The organism is Sphingobium sp. 15-1 (assembly GCF_013375535.1).
GTDB lineage: Bacteria > Pseudomonadota > Alphaproteobacteria > Sphingomonadales > Sphingomonadaceae > Sphingobium > Sphingobium aromaticivastans.
Map to the genome: position 1 here is coordinate 353,036 of NZ_JABXJG010000002.1, position 15,608 is coordinate 368,643.

Here is a 15,608-nt window from a genome sequence, read left to right on the forward strand (position 1 = left end):
CGCGCGCCCTCTTTCGCGGGATAATGCCATGACCACTGCCACTCAGGAATGGAAAAGACATTGGCCGGCCCTGGCCGCCTCCTCCCTGGGGGTCGCGACCGGCTTTTCCATGCTGCAATTCAATGCCAGCATCTTCATTCAACCCTGGCAGGAAAGTTTCGGATGGTCGCGAGGGGAAATCGCCGCCGCCCATAACGGGATGATCCTGACCGCGCTGCTCTCGCCCTTCGCGGGTGCGCTGCTGGATCGCCATGGCGTGCGCCGCCCGCTGCTGGCGGCGATGGCGCTGACCGGTCTCGCCTATCTGGCGATGACGCAGCTTGGCGGATCGCTGGTCCAATATTATGCGACCTATCTCGCCTTGCAGGTCATCGGCATCTTCACCACTGGCCTTGCCTTCACCCGCGTCGTCGCTGCGCGCTTCGTCCAGTCGCGAGGACTGGCGTTGGCGTGCACGCGGGTCGGCATATCGATCCTGGGCATATTCCTGCCCGCCACGCTGCACGCCCTTGTCGAGCGGGAAGGATGGCAGGCGGGTTTCTTTCTGCTCGCGGGCATCGTGTTACTGGTGGGCCTGCCAGTCTGCTGGATCGGCATCCGCGACACGCCCCCATCGACCGAGACGGACCGGCCGCATCCGCGCTCGGGGGACGGGGGCAGCTATCTGGCGCTGTTGCGGCGCGAACCGCGCGTCCTGCTCCTCTGCCTGTGCGCGGGCTTCGGCTATGCGCCGCTGTCGACCCTGCTCAGCCAGTTCCAGCCACTGCTGACCGCGCTCGACATCGCGCCGGCCGACGCGGCCATGCTGACCGGCGTGCTGGCGGGGTCCGTATTGATCGGCACCCTGATTTCGGGAACGCTGATCGACCGGGTCTGGGCGCCTGCGGTCGCGTGTCTCTTCAGCCTGGGGCCGATATTGGGCTGCATCCTGATGCTGCAAGGGTCCCTGACATTTCCCGTGGCACTGGTCGCGGCGATGCTGATCGGCGCGGCGCAAGGCGCGGAGATCGACATCGTCGCCTATATGACTGCGCGCTATTTCGGCATGCGGCATTATTCGGCCATTTACGGCAGCACCATCACCGTGATGACGCTGATGGCCGTGGCGGGGCAGGTCGGCATTGGCTTCCTCTACGACCATTTCGGCAACTATCGCGTTGCGCTGATCACGGTGATCGGCGGGCTGGTTGCGTCGATAATGCTCTATTTGCTGATGGGTCGTTACCCGCAGCAGGCGGAGGTTGAGCCGGAATGGTCCGCAAGGCCGGTCGCCGGAGAAGCCGCCGCCTGATCGTCCGCCCCATTCGATCCACGAATGGGACGGAAGAGCCATGCCTAGTCCCAGGCGACAGGCAGTTCGCGCTGGCCCCAATAGATCCAGCTATTGATCCGCTCTGGGCTTCCGGTCAGGCGAAGATTGGGCAGGCGTTCCACCAGTTTGCGCAGACCGACCTGCGCTTCCAGCCTGGCGATCGGCGCGCCCAGGCAGAAATGCACGCCATAGCCGAAAGACAAATGCCGCTTCACCTGGTTGAGCGGCCGATCCATGACGAAGCTGTCGGCATCGGGAAAAATGTCCGGATCGCGATTGGCCCCCATCATGGAGAACATGAGCTTGCTGCGTTCGGGCAGCTCCGCGCCGTGCATCCGCACCGGGCACAGGCTGGTGCGGAAGTGGGAATTGATCGGCGGGTCGAAGCGCAGGCTTTCCTCGATCACATTCTCCACCAGATGCGGCTCGGCCTTCAGCCGTTCCCACCGTTCGGGCACTTCCAGCAGTCGCCAGACGATATTGGTCAGCAGGCTGGTGGTCGTCTCCTGCCCGCCGGTCAGCAACGCGGTGCAGATCTGGAACAATTCCATGTCGTTGAAGCGCCGCCCCTCCACGCGGCTGACAAGGCCGAGCGAGATATAGTCGAACGGCAGCACCGTTCCCCAATGTTCATGGGTCGGTTCATCGATACCCGCATCGCGCAACATTTGCTTGCGCGCTTCGATGAGGCCCATGAAATGCGGCTGGATTTCCGCAATCAGCGTCTGTTCGGCGCTTGGGTTCTTGTCGTTGAACAGCAGCGACTGCAATTCGTCCGCCCAACGCTTGTAATCCGCGTAGAGCGCCTGGTCCGCTCCCAGCATGAAGCACATGGTCCGGGCAGGCAGCGGCAGGCAGAAAAGGTCGTGGAAATTGCCCCGCTTGTCCGCCCGATTGTCCAGTCCGGAGACGATTATGAGCGACAACGAGTTTCAGCGCGACATCGACTATAGCGAGTTCGATTTCTTCAAGGTCGAAATCGGGGAAGACGGCGTCGCCGTCGTGACGATGAACGCGCCCGACAAGCTGAACGCGGTGGGGCCACACAATCACTGGCAGTTGGAGGACATCTGGCTGAAGCTGGCACGTGACGAGCGAATCAAGGTCATCGTGCTGACCGGCGCGGGCAAGGCCTTCTCCGCCGGGGGCGACATCAAGCTGATGGCCGAGCGCGCCCAGACCGAATATGGCCTGAAATATGCGTTGCGCGTGCCGATCAACACGCTGCGCATCTGGGATCAGATATTGATGACGCCCCAGCCGATCATCGCGGCGGTCAATGGCGACGCCATCGGCCTTGGCACGTCGCTGTTCGCCTTCTGCGACATGAGCATCGTCGCGGAGGATGCGAAACTGGGCGATACCCATGTGCGCGTCGGCCTGGTGACGGGCGACGGCGGTTCGGTGATGTGGCCGCTGCTGGTCGGGCCGCAAAAGGCCAAGGAATATCTGATGCGCGGCAAGTTGCTGAACGGCAAGAAGGCCGAGGAGATCGGCTTGGTCAACTATGCCTTCCCCAAGGAGCAGGTGCTGGAGGAAGCGCTGAAGATCGCGCGCGAGATCGCCGGACAGCCGATGTGGGCGGTCCGCTGGTCCAAGGCGGCGGTCAACAAGTGCATCCGCGATCAGGTGAACCTGACGGGCGAATTGTCCATCGCCTATGAAGCGATGACGATGCTGACGCAGGATTACAAGGAAGCGACCACCGCCTTCGCCAACAAGGAAAAGCCGGTCTTCAAGGGATATTGATCGCCATGGCCGCCTATCGCGACGCGGACAGCATAAGCACCGTCGCCGCGATCGGCGGCGGCGTGATCGGCAATGGCTGGGTCGCTGCCTTTCTGGGCAGCGGCCGGGCCGTGCGCCTTTACGATCCGATGCCCGGCGCGGGCGAGCGCACCCGCGCCCATGTTGCGGGTGCCTGGGACCAGATGGTCGAACTTGGGTTGGCCCAGGCCGACGACGACTGGTCTTCGCGCTTTTCGGTCCACGACACGGTGGCCGACGCGCTTGCGGGCGCGGATTTCGTGCAGGAAAGCACGCCCGAACGCACCGAGGTCAAGCAGGCGTTGTTCGCTGATCTCGACCGGCTGGCGCCTACGGATGTGCTGATCGCCAGCAGCACGTCGAGCCTGCCCGTCACCGAGTTACAGGCCGGGCTTGCGACCGCTGATCGCTTCGTGCTGGGCCATCCCTTCAATCCCGTGCACCTGATCCCGCTGGTCGAAGTGGGCGGCGGCGAACGGACCGCCGAGCAGGCGGTCGACACCGCCTTCGCGCTCTATGCCGCCATGGGCAAACAGCCGATCCGGCTGAAGCGCGAGATTTTCGGCCATATCGGCAACCGGCTGACCGCCGCCATGTTCCGGGAAGCGGTGCGGCTGGTGGCGGAGGGTTATGCCAGCGTCGGTGACATCGACAAGGCGATGAAACACAGCTTCGCGCTCAAATGGGCGATCCAGGGACAGTTCACCACCTTCCACACATCTGGCGGCGCGGGCGGTCTGGCCGAATTCCTGCCGAAATTCGGGCCTGGCATCGTCAGACGCTGGGAAAGCATGACCGACCCGCCGCTGGCCGATCCGGCCTTGCAGGCGATGCTGGTCGAGCAGATGGAGGAAGCGGCGGCCGGGCGAAGCGTAGCGGAAATAGCCGCCTGGCAGGATGAGAAGCTGATGCAGATGCTGAAGCTTCTGGCGCCGGACAATGAGCAATAATAGCCGAAAGTAGTTCGGCACCAGCCTTTGGCTGACCCCCTTAACTGAAACTGGTCGGGCTGCGCTCCGCGCGATATTATGTCGACGTCGTCAGCACGGAGGTTGCTTTTTGCTATGGTGCTGGAGAGCCCGTAAAGTAGTTTGGACCCGGGGCGCCTCGATCACCCCCATTGGCGCCAGGGAGCAGCCATGTTCCTGGAGCGCGTTCCTTAGAGTTCTTTTCGGTGAGGTCCCCACGCTGGCGGCACTGGTGAGAGGAGAGTCTCGATGGAGATCATGCACGAACGTGTCGCTGGTCTGGATGTACACAAAGCGATGATCGTGGGCTGTGTACGCCTGGCGTCGGAGGGCAAGACAAGCCGGGAATGCCAGTCCTTCGAGACCACGACGGCGGGCCTGTCGTCCTTGCTGGCGTGGCTGACGGACTCAGGCTGTAGCCATGTCGCGATGGAGGCGACCGGGGTCTACTGGAAGCCGGTGTGGAATATCCTGAGCGAGGGCCCCTTCGATCTGATCCTGGCCAATGCCGCGCACATCAAGAATGTTCCGGGCCGCAAGACCGACGTCAATGACGCGACCTGGATTGCCGATCTGGTCGCCTGTGGCCTGATCCGGGCGAGCTTCGTTCCCGACCAGGCGACGCAGGAGCTGCGTTCGCTGATGCGCATGCGCAAGCAGCTGATCCAGGAGCAGACCCGCCACACCCAGCGGATCCAGAAGACGTTGGAAGAGGCCAATATCAAACTGGATTCGGTAATCAGCGACATCATGGGCGTGTCGGGCCGCCGGATGATCGAAGCGATGATCGCCGGGATCCGCAATCCGGCCAGGCTGGCGGCCCTGGCCGATGGACGGGTCAAGGCCACTCCCAAACATCTGTATGATGCGCTGCATGGGCGGCTGACCGATCATCACTGTTTCATGCTCAGGCTCTACCTCGAGCAGTATGACGCGCTGGACAAGGCGATCATCGAGATCGATCGGGCAGTTGATGCCGCAATCGCTGCCATGGACCAGCAGGTGGCGCCCGGGCGAGCCACCTTTCGATCCCTGATCCATCTTCTCAACACGATGCCGGGCATCAGCACCCTGTCGGCCACCAGCATCCTGGCGGAAACCGGCACCGACATGAGCCGCTTTGCCACCGCCGGGCATTTTGTCGCCTGGGCCGGGCTGTGTCCGGGGCAGAATGAGAGCGCCGGCAAGCGCAAATCCTCGCACCTGCGCAAGGGCGGGCGCTGGCTCAAGACCGTGCTGGTCCAATGCGCCTGGTCTGCCGTGAAAAAGAAAGACAGCTATTACAAGGCGCAGTTCAACCGCTTGCGCAGCCGGCGGGGTCCCAAGAAAGCGATCTGTGCGGTCGCCGCCGCCATGCTCACCGCGATCTGGCACATGCTCACAAACGGCGTCGTACATCAGGATCTTGGCATCGACCAATTCGACCGTCGCTCCGCCGAATGCAAAGCCAGGCGTCTGGTCGCCCAGCTCACCAAGCTTGGCTTCCAGGTCGAGCTTCAACCAATCGCAGAGGCCCCATGATCCACAGACAATCGGTTTTGTTTCTCCTTAGACGAAAACCATCCCACCCTCCCGATCCCGGCCATGATAATATGGTCCCGTCCCGGCGCCTCCAAAGGTTGGCCGGTCCGAGTGGAGAGGAAGGAAGAGATGACCGTCGATGTGATCAATCGCCCGGAAGCCGAAGACCTGCATGTGCAGGATGTCGTCGCGGCGGGCGAGCTGGAAAGCTGCAACCATCTGCTGGACGATCCGGAAGCGCTCAACCGCTTCTACGAGGAGAAGGGCTATATTCTGCTGCGCGGCGTGTTCGATGCGGATACGGTGGCGCGGGCACGGGATGAAATGCTCGCGGTCGCCGCCCAGATGGGGCTCGTCGAGCCGGGCGATCCCACTGGCAAGTGGACGGGCAAGCCCTCGGTCGGCGGCATGGAGGAAAGCGATCTCTACGCCGGCATCGCCAGGCGGCTGATCGAGGACCCGGCCAATCAGGCGGTGATGGAAAAGGTGCTGGGTGAACCGGCCTGCTCCGTCCCGATCGTGCAATATCGGACTTATCCGCCGCACAGCAAGCTTGGCACCGTGCATCAGGACGGCTTCTACAGCCCCGGCATTCAGGACTATCGCCCGGTCTGGGTGTCGCTGACCCCCTGCACCCGCGACATGGGCGGGCTGGCGCTGGCGGTGGGCCAGAACAAGCGCGGCTATTTCCACAATGTCGGCAAGCCCAATCCTTTCCCGATCCCGCGCGACGCGATCCCGGCGGAAAGCTGGGCGACGACCGACTATATGCCGGGGGACGTGCTGGTCGTGCATCCGTGCACGCCGCATTGCGGCCTTGCCAACAGCAGCGACCGGCTGCGCGTTTCCTTCGACTCGCGCGTGCAGTCCGCCGCCAATCCCAGCGCCGTCGCGGCCACGGTCAAGTCCTTCACGCCCACGACCGTCACCGTGGACGCGGACCGGGTCGGGGAGATCACGCTGAATGTCGACAAGGACAGCTATTTGCGGCCGATCGATCCGGGCGTGCGCGAGAGCTTCGACGACTTCGTCACCTATATGAAGCCCGGCATGCGACTGGTCGTGGTGCGGGACGGCGACCGCGCCGTCATGCTGCGCAAGGCGGCGGAAGGATAAGGGCAAGGCGATGAACGATGCCGTGAAGCTGTTGACGCGGATGTTCGGCTTCACGGAAGGGGGCCGGCACCATCCCGACGTCTTTCCCGTCGTAGAGGAAGGCCGACCGTCGCCAGCGGACTATTTCCATCCCGATGTCATGCACAGCCTGTTCGGGCCCAGCGGCACGAAGGAGACGCTGGTCGGGCGTGACGCCTTTCTCACCTTCGCGGCTTCCTGCGCGGAAGCGCTGGCGGACAGGCGGGACGAGATCATCGCCATAACCGGCGTCGACCGGGAATGCGCCTTCGTCCACGCCCGCGCCTACCGCAAAAGCGCGGCGAATGGCGAGGACATCCATTATGAATGGGCCATGCTCTACCGGGTAGAGCAGGGCCTGATCACCTATGGCGCCGACATGCTGGATGCCGCGGCGCAGACCTTCTGGGGGCGAGTCCGTTCCGCTCCAGCCGGATGAGGATTTGCGCACCACTTCCGTTTGTCCTGAGCGACCATTGAGCTTGTCGAAATGGCGTATCGAAGGACAGGTTTCGTGCAGAGGCCTAACCCCGGTTCGACGTTCTAGGCGGCGTGGACAAATTCAAGACTCGCTGAGCTGAGTAATTTGGGTGGATTCAGGACATTCCCCGACATTCCCAATTTGTCCACGCGGACTAGGTTCAGGAGACCGATCCTCCAACCCTCTCGCCGCAAGTGCGGCGGGAGGGTTTTCTTTTGAGGATTGGACGCACCTTTACTGGATGGGCCGCAGCCAGGCTCAGGCCGGATCGACCAGCAGGATCAACCTGTCGCGCCCCCGGATCAGATTGTGCATAACCATCTCCTCCTCGACCAGATGGAAACGCTTCACGCGCCGGACCAGCACCTCCAACATGGTCCGGATTTCCAGCTTGGCGAGATGCATGCCGGCGCACAAATGCATGCCATAGCCGAACGCGACATGATCCCGCGCATCGCGGGCGATGTCAAATTTCTCCGGCTCCTCGTACCGCCGTTCATCCCGATTGCCGCTGGCATAGACCATCAGCGCCCAATCGCCCTTACGCAAATGGGCGCCACCCAAGTCATGGTCCCGCGTCAGTTGGCGGCCGAATGCCCGCACCGGAGATTCCAGCCGCAAAGCCTCCTCGATCGCCCGGTTAATCCGTTCCGGATCGCTGCGCAGCCGGTCCCATTGCTCGGGATGCCGGGCAAAAAGCGACAGCGCATTGCCCAGCCCGTTGATCGTCGTGTCGAGCGCCGGACCGGTATAGTCCATCATCATCTTACGCGCTTCGTCATGCGACAGATCGCCCGCATCGGCGGCGCGGAACAATCCCGCAGCCCACCCCTCCGGATCGAGCGCCTCGCGCGGCAGGCCGTGCAGATAGGTGAAGGCCTCCACCGCTATCTCGATGCCCGACAACGTCCGGGGGTGCCCCTCCGGACCGAGCGCGTCGAAAAGGCCCCCCGCCCACCGCAGCATGCTGGTCTTGCCCTCTTCCGTCAGGCCGACAAGGTCCGTGACCACCGTCAGCGGCAGGAACTGCGCAAGGTCGGGGATCGCATCGAACTCCCCCCTGGCGACGAGCTGATCGATCCGCTGCTCCGCGAGCGAGGCCAGACGGTCCTTCAGCGCGTTCAGCGCGCCGGGCAGCAGCGGCCGGTTGAACACGCGGCGCAGTCGGGCATGATCGGGATCGTCGGAGAAGATCATCACGCCTTCGCTGTTCCTCTTGGCTTCGGCGTTCATGCCGATCCCGGCGGTGGACGTGAATGTTGCGGAATCGAGGAGCGCCTCCCGCAATTCCCTGTGCCGGACGACCGCCCAACAGTCATGGCGGGTGAGCCAGACCGCAGGCCCGAGATCGCGCAATTGCTTGTAGTAAGGATAGGGGTTCGAAACGACTTCGTCCGACCAGAAGTCGATGTCCGAAGATGGAGTTTTGTTTTCGGCAAGCTGCGGCGCTTCCATGACGTCATTCTCCTGTTTACAAACGGCAATGTCGATCAGGACTGATCGTCCTGATCGACATCGATGAAGGTTTTACCGCCCTTCCCCGCTCCATTTCAAAGCGGAAGGAAAGACATTCAGAACGTCCGGGTCACGCTCAGGCCGAAGGTGCGGGGCGCGCCATAAGCCACCGTTCTGGAAAAGCCGAGCAACCCCAAATTGGTGTTCGCTCCGGCGAAATAAGTGTCGTCGGTCACATTCTTGACGAAGGCCGTGGCCGACCATCGATCGTCGCGCGAAGTCCAGCCCAAGTAGAAATTCACCATCGTCCGCGACGGCTGGGACATTTCGATCGTATTGAAGTGATTGAAATAGACCGTGTCGAACCAGGTCACGTTGACGCGGGGCGTAATGTCCCCAAAACCGGTCGCGATCCTGTATCCGATTTCGCCACCGACCTGATATTTCGGCGCGTCGGGCAATTGATTGCCTTTGAGGTTCTGCGAACCCAGGTCGGCAAAGGCCGGATCGATGTCCCTGAATTCCTTGAACTTGCCGTCGAGATAGGCTGCATTGAGTTGCAGGGTCAGGGCGTCGGAGGGCTTCGCCGTGATTTCCGTCTCGATACCGCGGACGCGCGCCTTGGTGGCGTTCTTGGTGACGATATTGATCCCGTCGATGATGCTTTCCTGCAAATCCTTATAGTCATAGTTGAACGCCGACAGATTGACGCGCAGCCTGCGGTCGAACAGATCAGCCTTGATCCCGGCTTCGTAATTGGTCAGCTTTTCCGGGCGGAATGCAGGCTGTATACCGCCGACATTATAGCCCCCCGCCTTGAAGCCGCGCGAATAGGTGGCATAGAGATAGATGCCGGGCGTCGCCTTGTAGCTGAGCGTGACCTTGGGATCGAACGAGTCCCAGCTTGCCGACTGCGATCCCGCGCCGTTTCCGAACAGGCCGTTGGCGGGGTCGAATCCGGGACGAAGTGCATTGTCGAGCACGAAGGGGCTGAGCACGTCCACCTGATGCTGCTCGAAAATCGTCTTCTTTTCATCGCTGTAGCGCGCGCCGACGTCCAGTTCAAGCTTTTCGGTCAGGCGGATATTGGCTTGCGCGAACACCGCCTTGGCATTGGTCTTCACCCGGCCGTAGGAACCGTAAAATTCGTAGAGCGCATCGGGATCGACTAGTCCGTCGACGTGGAATGCGGCGCCGAACACGCTGCCCTTGAACGGAACCTGGTTGGTGGCGCTGTTCTTTTCATGAAAATAATAAGCGCCGATGATAAGATCTGCGAAATCGCCAATCTTCTGGGCCAGGCGAAGCTCGGTCGAGAAGACGTTCGATGCTTCGTCGATATACATTTGCGACAGTTCGGCGGCGGACCCGTCGATATTGGTCTTCTGCGAAGCCGTGAAGTGACGATAGGCCGTCAGCAAGGTCACGGTCGTGCTGTCCGACAGCTCCAGGTCCGCCTGACCCGAAAAGCCGTAGGTCTCGATGCGCCGGCGCGGGCCGAAACCGGCAGCATCCTGCGGATCGTCCGGAACCTCCGCGCCCAGCAGTTCGACGGACGTCGGAATGGCCGAATTGCCCCGCCCGGCATAGCGATAGCCGCCGTCATTCTCACGCGAAATGCTGTAATCGCCGGTCAGCCTGACCGTCAGCGCTGAACTGGGGTCGAACTTCAGCTTTGCCCGGACGCTGCGCGAATTCTCGTCATTCACGTCGGCGCCGGTCGTGATGTTCCTGCCATAGCCATTGCGGTCGACGGTCCGGAAGGAAATCCGCGCCTGGATCGTCGGGGACAGCGGGCCGCCCACCGCGCCTTCCGTGCCGATCAGGCCATAATTGCCGACGCTGCCGGTGAAATAGCCGTTCAGGCTGTCGCCCGGATCACGGCTGAGCACATTGATCGTCCCGGCGATGGCGTTGCGTCCGTAAAGCGTTCCTTGCGGTCCGCGCAGCACCTCCACGCGGTCGATGTCATAGAAGCCAAGCAATGCCGCTTGGTTCCGCGCCAGATAGACGCCGTCCTGATAGAGCGCGACGCGCGGTTCGCCGCCGGGGGAAATGGCATTATAGCCGATGCCGCGAATGGAGATCTTCGCATCGCTGCTGACGCGATTGAAGTTCAGGTTCGGAATATTGGAACTGAGGCTTTCGATATTGGTGATGTTCTTCTCGCGCAGCGCTTCCCCGCCCACGGCCGAAATCGCGATCGGCGTCGTCTGCACCGAAGACAATCGCCGCTCCGCCGTGACGACGATGTCGACGATTCCGCCCTGGGCATCCGTGGTCTGCGCTGCGGCGGATCGTTCCTGCGCGATGGCCGTGCCGTGCATGGCCACCGATGCCAGCGCGACGGTCGAAAGCAAAATCCCTTTCATCATCTTCCCTCTCCCCTTTCTAGGGTTCGTTTTCATTATCGTTCGATTATGGATTGGACCTATTGGGCGCGGACCACCCGGTTTCTGAGAATGCCGATATTCTCGACCTCCAGCTCGACGGTGTCGCCAGCGGACAAGGATCGCCCCAGTTCGAACCCGCAGCCGCCCAGCACTGTGCCCGAGCCGATTATCTCGCCCGGCCAGATCGTCTTTTCGCGGCTGAACTGCGCGATGGCGTCCTCGAACCTGTGATACATGGAGCCGGTATTGCCCCGGGTCCATCGCTCGCCGTTGATCGTGGCGGTCATGACCAGATCATAGGGGTCTTCCATCTCGTCGGGCGTGGCGATGCACGGCCCCAGTCCCCAGCTTCCCGGAAAATCCTTGCCCTCGCCCGGCCCGTTCATCGTGTACATCAGCGGCATCTGGACATCGCGCGCCGACCAGTCGTTGAGGATGGTGTAGCCGAAGATATGCTCCTCCGCTCTCTCCCGCGGGATGTCCCTGGCCGGGCGGCCGATGATGCAGGCCCATTCCAGTTCGAAGTCGATATAATCCGAATAGCTTGGCCAGACGATGTCCACGCCCGTCCCGCTCACCGAAGTGTGATCGGCGTTATAATAGACGCATTGCTTCTTGAAAGTCGGATTGAGATGATATTTGCCGGACGCGATCAGCCGGTCATAGGCGGCTTCGGGGTCGCTCTCCTCGGCGGCTGCCCGCCGCGCCATCTGTTCCAGCACGATTTCCATATGTTCGAGCATGAGGCTGCAATCGCGCAGGCGGACGGGCCGTGGCAGCGGCGCCAGGATCGACACGTCCGCCAAGGCGCGCATGGCGCCGGCATCCGCCTTACCGATTGTCGCGCGCGCGGCGTCCCACGCCTCCGGACCTGCGTCGATCAGGGCCTGCATCGACGCGAAGGCCGGAACCGGGTTCGCGGCGGCCAGATCGAGCACCTGGTCCTCCACCAGCGCGCCGAGCCGCTGCCCATCCAGATTGGCGAACGTTACCAGCTTCATGACAACTCCATGGCATAGGGTTTCCGAACCCGCCCCGGCGGGATCGAATGACATCTTGTCCGTCTGTGCGCCGGTGCGGCGCGCTGCGGCTATGGGCGGAACGGGGGCGGCATGACCTTCGCGATGTCGCTGCGCCACTGCCCGATCGACTTGAAGCCGGGGCTGGCCCGGCACATGTCCTCGGTTTCCCGGACGATCTCCTCGTCGCTCTTGTTCAGATCGAGCGGCACGTAAAAGGGCTGGTTGGCATACCAGTCGGTATCGACGAAGAACTCGATATAATTGCCCTCCGGATCATGCGCGTAGACGCTCCACGCATTGCCGTGCGCCGCAGAGGTGATCCCCGTCGCGCCGCCCTCCTCCAGCCGGACTTTCATGTCCCGCAAGTCGGCAAGCGACGGCATCTTGAAGGAGATTTGCTGGATGACCGGCCCGAATTCGGGGTTGATCGTATTTTTGGGCAAATGGGGCGGGCGGCCGTTGGTCAGCACGATCTGATGATGATCCTCCGGATCGCGCGACATGAAAACGACCTTGAGATCCCCGAAATCGCCCCGGTCGGTAATCGCGAAGCCAAGAACGTCGACATAGAAGCGCGCCATCACGTCCACATCCATCGCGACCAGCCCGATGTGAGAGAATTTCAGCATCGGGGGGGATTTTACCGTCGTGCTGGCTTCCTGTGTCATACCTCTCCTCCCGGCTGCTCGTCACATGCCGCTTTTCTCCTCCTTTTCTATGCACAGGGCGTCAGGCCGTCAGATGAGAAGTGCCGAACCCCGATACCCAAAATGGCGGCATTACCCTGCCAATCCGCGATTTTCGGCCCGAAACAGACTCGCGCCAGGTCGCGGACGTATCGCCGCCGCGGCTTGCTAAGGCCCTGCGCCCATATGCCGGGTATCGGACGACCGCTTTTCTGATCGCCCGACCGTCGCCTGCCTGTCCTAATGAACGGCCCGTTGCAGTCCTGCAAAGCAGGATGCCTGGGAAAAGGTTATAGGAACATGGTCATAGAAAATGCCGTCATCACCATCGCGCCCGCCAACGCCGCCGCTTTCGAGCGCGCGGTTGGCGAATGCGTGGAGATTTTCCGCGCGGCCAAGGGCTGTCTCGGCATGGCGCTCGACCGCATTGTCGATCAGCCGGGCCGATACCGGCTGCTGATCAAATGGGAGAGCAAGGCTCATCATGCGCCCCAATTCTGGGAATCGCCCGGCTTTCAGCAATGGCGGGCGCAGGTGGCGCATTTCTTCGTCGAAACCCCGATGCTCGAATATGACGAGCCGGTCGAGACCTACTTCTGATGCCGCCTGTCACGATCGGCAAGCCCATGCAGGGACATGACGAACAGCCGCTCTACCCCGACCTGCCTGTGATCGACAGCGCCCATCATCTGGTCGACCGGGTCAGCGACGCCATCGCGCCGGTTCTGGGGCTGCGACGTTTCCTTATCGACGATTATCTCGATTATCTGAGCAGCGGCCACAATGTCATCGCTTCCGTCGCAACCGAAGGCCTGTCCATGTATCGCGCGACCGGGCCGGAGGAACTGCGCTGCGTAGGCGAGACGGAATTTCTCAACGGTCAGGCGGCCATGGCGGCCAGCGGGCTTTACGGACCGTGCCTGGTCGGGGCCGGGATCATCGCCGCCATCGATTGCCGAAGGGGCGATTGGGTGCCCCGGATAGTGGAGCATCAGATCGCGGCGGCCCCGCAGCGGCTGAAAGGCTTTCGCCAGTCCGCCCTGTGGGACGCCGATCCGTCGATCCTCGGCGGCATCTTCGATTGCGGGGAAAGCCTCTATCGCCAGGAGGAATTTCTTCGCGGCTTTGTCCATATTGCGCGGTCGGGATATGCTTTCGATGCCTTCGTCCTTGCTCCCAAGCTGTCCGACGTCCTTTTCCTCGCCTCGCGCTTTCCCGATACGCCGATCGTCCTCAACCATGTCGGGCAGCCGATCGGCATAGGGGCGCATGACGGGCGCATGGAGGAAGAATTTCCACAATGGCGGCGCGACATGGCAAAGATCGCGGCCTGCGAGAATGTTTCGGTCAAGCTGGGTGGGCTGGGGTCCTATCTGCTGGGATCGAGCCTGTTCAGGGCGCAGCCGCCCGCAACCTCGGAGCAACTGGCCGCGCAATGGCGGCCCTATGTGGAAACCGTCATCGACCTGTTCGGGGCGAGCCGCTGCATGTTCGAAAGCAACCGGCCCACCGACGACGTCGGCAGCTTCGGCACGCTCTGCAACGCCTATAAGCGCATCACGGCGGGCTGCTCCGCAGACGAGCGGCGCCAGATTTTCGCCGGGACCGCACAACGCATCTATCATCTTGAAATCGAGGAGCTTTCCCGGCCATGAAATATAAGCAGATGGGATCGACAGGCCTGTTCGTGTCCGAAATTTGCCTTGGCGCCATGACCTTTGGCGGCGATCCGAATGCGCAGGCATTTCGCGGCATGGGCCATATGACGCAGGAACAGGTCGACGCCGTGGTCGAACGCGCGCTGGACGCCGGGGTGAACTTCATCGACACGGCGGACACCTATTTTCAGGGCCAGTCCGAACGCATGCTGGGCCAGGCGCTCAAGAATCTGGGCGTTGCGCGAAAGGATGTGATCATCTCCACCAAGACGTCCGGGATCGTGGGGAACGGTCCGAACGACCGGGGCGCATCGCGAGGGCACATCATGGACGCGGTCCAGTTCAGCCTGGAGCGGCTCCAGACCGACCATATCGATCTTTATCAGATTCACCAGACCGATACCGTCACTCCGCTGGACGAGACCCTGCGGGCGCTGGACGATCTGCGCAGCCAGGGGCTGATCCGCTATTTCGGAGCGTCGAACTGGCATGGCTGGCGGATCGCCCGGGCGATCGGCATCAGCGAGGCCAGAAATTACGGCCGGCTGGAAACGATACAGGCCTATTATTCGATAGCCGGGCGCGACGTGGAAAGGGAAATCGTGCCGTTGATCAAGGCCGAGGGACTGGGCCTGATGGTCTGGTCGCCGCTGGCGGGCGGGCTGCTGTCGGGCAAGTTCGGGCCGGGCGCCCCGGCGCCGGAGGACTCGCGGCGCGCTACGTTCGACTTCCCGCCGGTCGATACGGAGCGCGCATGGCCCATCGTCGCGGTCATGCGCGAGATCGGGGATGCGCATAGCGTATCGGTGGCGCGGGTGGCGCTGGCCTGGACGCTGGCGAAGCCTCATGTGATGTCGGTCATCATCGGCGCGAAGAATAGCGGGCAGCTTGACGACAATCTCGCCGCGGCCGAGTTGACCCTGTCGCCGGAGGAGATGAAACGGCTGGACGATGTCAGCGCCCTGAAGCCGGAATATCCGGGCTGGATGCTTAGCTTTTTGGGCGATAGCCGGGTTCCCAAGCCGTTCGAGCGCAAGCGGCAATGACTGGAGCCGGCCCTTTCCACAGGGCCGATTCCACCTATCGAATGCAGGGCGTGCACCAGTTTCAGGTATCGCGAGACCGGAATTTTCATCTGACGAGCGCGCTTTTCCTGCCTTAGTCGCTGGGCCGACCGATTGCCGCCCCGCCATGCCCATTCGCCTGCATGA

General features: G+C 62.3%; 14 protein-coding genes. 9 read left to right on the forward strand and 5 right to left on the reverse strand.

Features of this window, described 5'->3' with window-relative positions; translation table 11 throughout:
• Positions 1–28: 28 nt before the first annotated feature.
• Entirely contained in the window at positions 29–1,291 is a 1,263-nt protein-coding gene (locus HUK72_RS17880) for an MFS transporter (RefSeq protein ID WP_176598148.1), read from the forward strand.
• Between the two features lie 44 nt (positions 1,292–1,335).
• On the opposite strand, the gene HUK72_RS17885 is transcribed toward HUK72_RS17880, so the two are convergent.
• The gene (locus HUK72_RS17885; protein ID WP_255325855.1) at positions 1,336–2,238 is read right to left on the reverse strand and encodes a cytochrome P450; all 903 of its coding nucleotides are present in this window, start codon (positions 2,236–2,238) and stop codon (positions 1,336–1,338) included.
• On the opposite strand from HUK72_RS17885, the gene HUK72_RS17890 reads away from it, so the two are divergent.
• The 5 genes from HUK72_RS17890 to HUK72_RS17910 all read left to right on the forward strand — a co-directional run bounded on the left by HUK72_RS17890 (position 2,228) and on the right by HUK72_RS17910 (position 7,141).
• Complete coding sequence (locus tag HUK72_RS17890) at positions 2,228–3,061, forward strand: enoyl-CoA hydratase/isomerase family protein (protein WP_176598149.1); 834 nt, start codon at positions 2,228–2,230, stop codon at positions 3,059–3,061. The genes HUK72_RS17885 and HUK72_RS17890 overlap by 11 nt on opposite strands.
• A gap of 5 nt (positions 3,062–3,066) precedes the next feature.
• Entirely contained in the window at positions 3,067–4,029 is a 963-nt protein-coding gene (locus HUK72_RS17895) for a 3-hydroxyacyl-CoA dehydrogenase NAD-binding domain-containing protein (protein WP_176598150.1), read from the forward strand.
• Positions 4,030–4,296: 267 nt separating this feature from the next.
• Entirely contained in the window at positions 4,297–5,568 is a 1,272-nt protein-coding gene (locus tag HUK72_RS17900; RefSeq protein WP_176598151.1) for an IS110 family transposase, read from the forward strand.
• A gap of 129 nt (positions 5,569–5,697) precedes the next feature.
• Complete coding sequence (locus tag HUK72_RS17905) at positions 5,698–6,684, forward strand: phytanoyl-CoA dioxygenase family protein (RefSeq protein WP_176598152.1); 987 nt, start codon at positions 5,698–5,700, stop codon at positions 6,682–6,684.
• A 10-nt stretch (positions 6,685–6,694) separates the two neighbouring features.
• Positions 6,695–7,141, forward strand: coding sequence for a nuclear transport factor 2 family protein (locus HUK72_RS17910; protein WP_176598153.1), 447 nt, complete (start codon positions 6,695–6,697; stop codon positions 7,139–7,141).
• Between the two features lie 300 nt (positions 7,142–7,441).
• On the opposite strand, the gene HUK72_RS17915 is transcribed toward HUK72_RS17910, so the two are convergent.
• From HUK72_RS17915 to HUK72_RS17930, 4 genes are all read right to left on the reverse strand, one after another.
• Entirely contained in the window at positions 7,442–8,638 is a 1,197-nt protein-coding gene (locus HUK72_RS17915) for a cytochrome P450 (RefSeq protein ID WP_176598154.1), read from the reverse strand.
• 116 nt (positions 8,639–8,754) lie between these two features.
• Positions 8,755–11,013 (reverse strand): TonB-dependent receptor, encoded by a 2,259-nt coding sequence (locus HUK72_RS17920; RefSeq protein ID WP_176598155.1) that lies wholly within the window; start codon positions 11,011–11,013, stop codon positions 8,755–8,757.
• Positions 11,014–11,069: 56 nt separating this feature from the next.
• Positions 11,070–12,032, reverse strand: a complete 963-nt coding sequence (locus tag HUK72_RS17925; protein ID WP_176598156.1) for a fumarylacetoacetate hydrolase family protein — start codon at positions 12,030–12,032, stop codon at positions 11,070–11,072.
• Between the two features lie 89 nt (positions 12,033–12,121).
• A complete protein-coding gene (locus HUK72_RS17930; protein WP_176598157.1) occupies positions 12,122–12,721 on the reverse strand; it encodes a VOC family protein in 600 nt (199 codons plus the stop codon).
• 318 nt (positions 12,722–13,039) lie between these two features.
• Between HUK72_RS17930 and HUK72_RS17935 the strand changes: the two genes are divergently transcribed.
• Genes HUK72_RS17935 through HUK72_RS17945 form a run of 3 tightly spaced genes read left to right on the forward strand, consistent with a single transcriptional unit; the run spans position 13,040 to position 15,443 of the window.
• Positions 13,040–13,339, forward strand: a complete 300-nt coding sequence (locus HUK72_RS17935; protein WP_176598158.1) for a putative quinol monooxygenase — start codon at positions 13,040–13,042, stop codon at positions 13,337–13,339.
• On the forward strand, positions 13,339–14,394 hold the full coding sequence (locus HUK72_RS17940) for an amidohydrolase (RefSeq protein ID WP_218036168.1): 1,056 nt from the start codon (positions 13,339–13,341) through the stop codon (positions 14,392–14,394). The genes HUK72_RS17935 and HUK72_RS17940 overlap by 1 nt, the downstream gene beginning before the upstream one ends.
• Entirely contained in the window at positions 14,391–15,443 is a 1,053-nt protein-coding gene (locus HUK72_RS17945; RefSeq protein ID WP_176598159.1) for an aldo/keto reductase, read from the forward strand. Before HUK72_RS17940 ends, HUK72_RS17945 begins: the two co-directional genes overlap by 4 nt.
• Positions 15,444–15,608 lie beyond the last annotated feature (165 nt).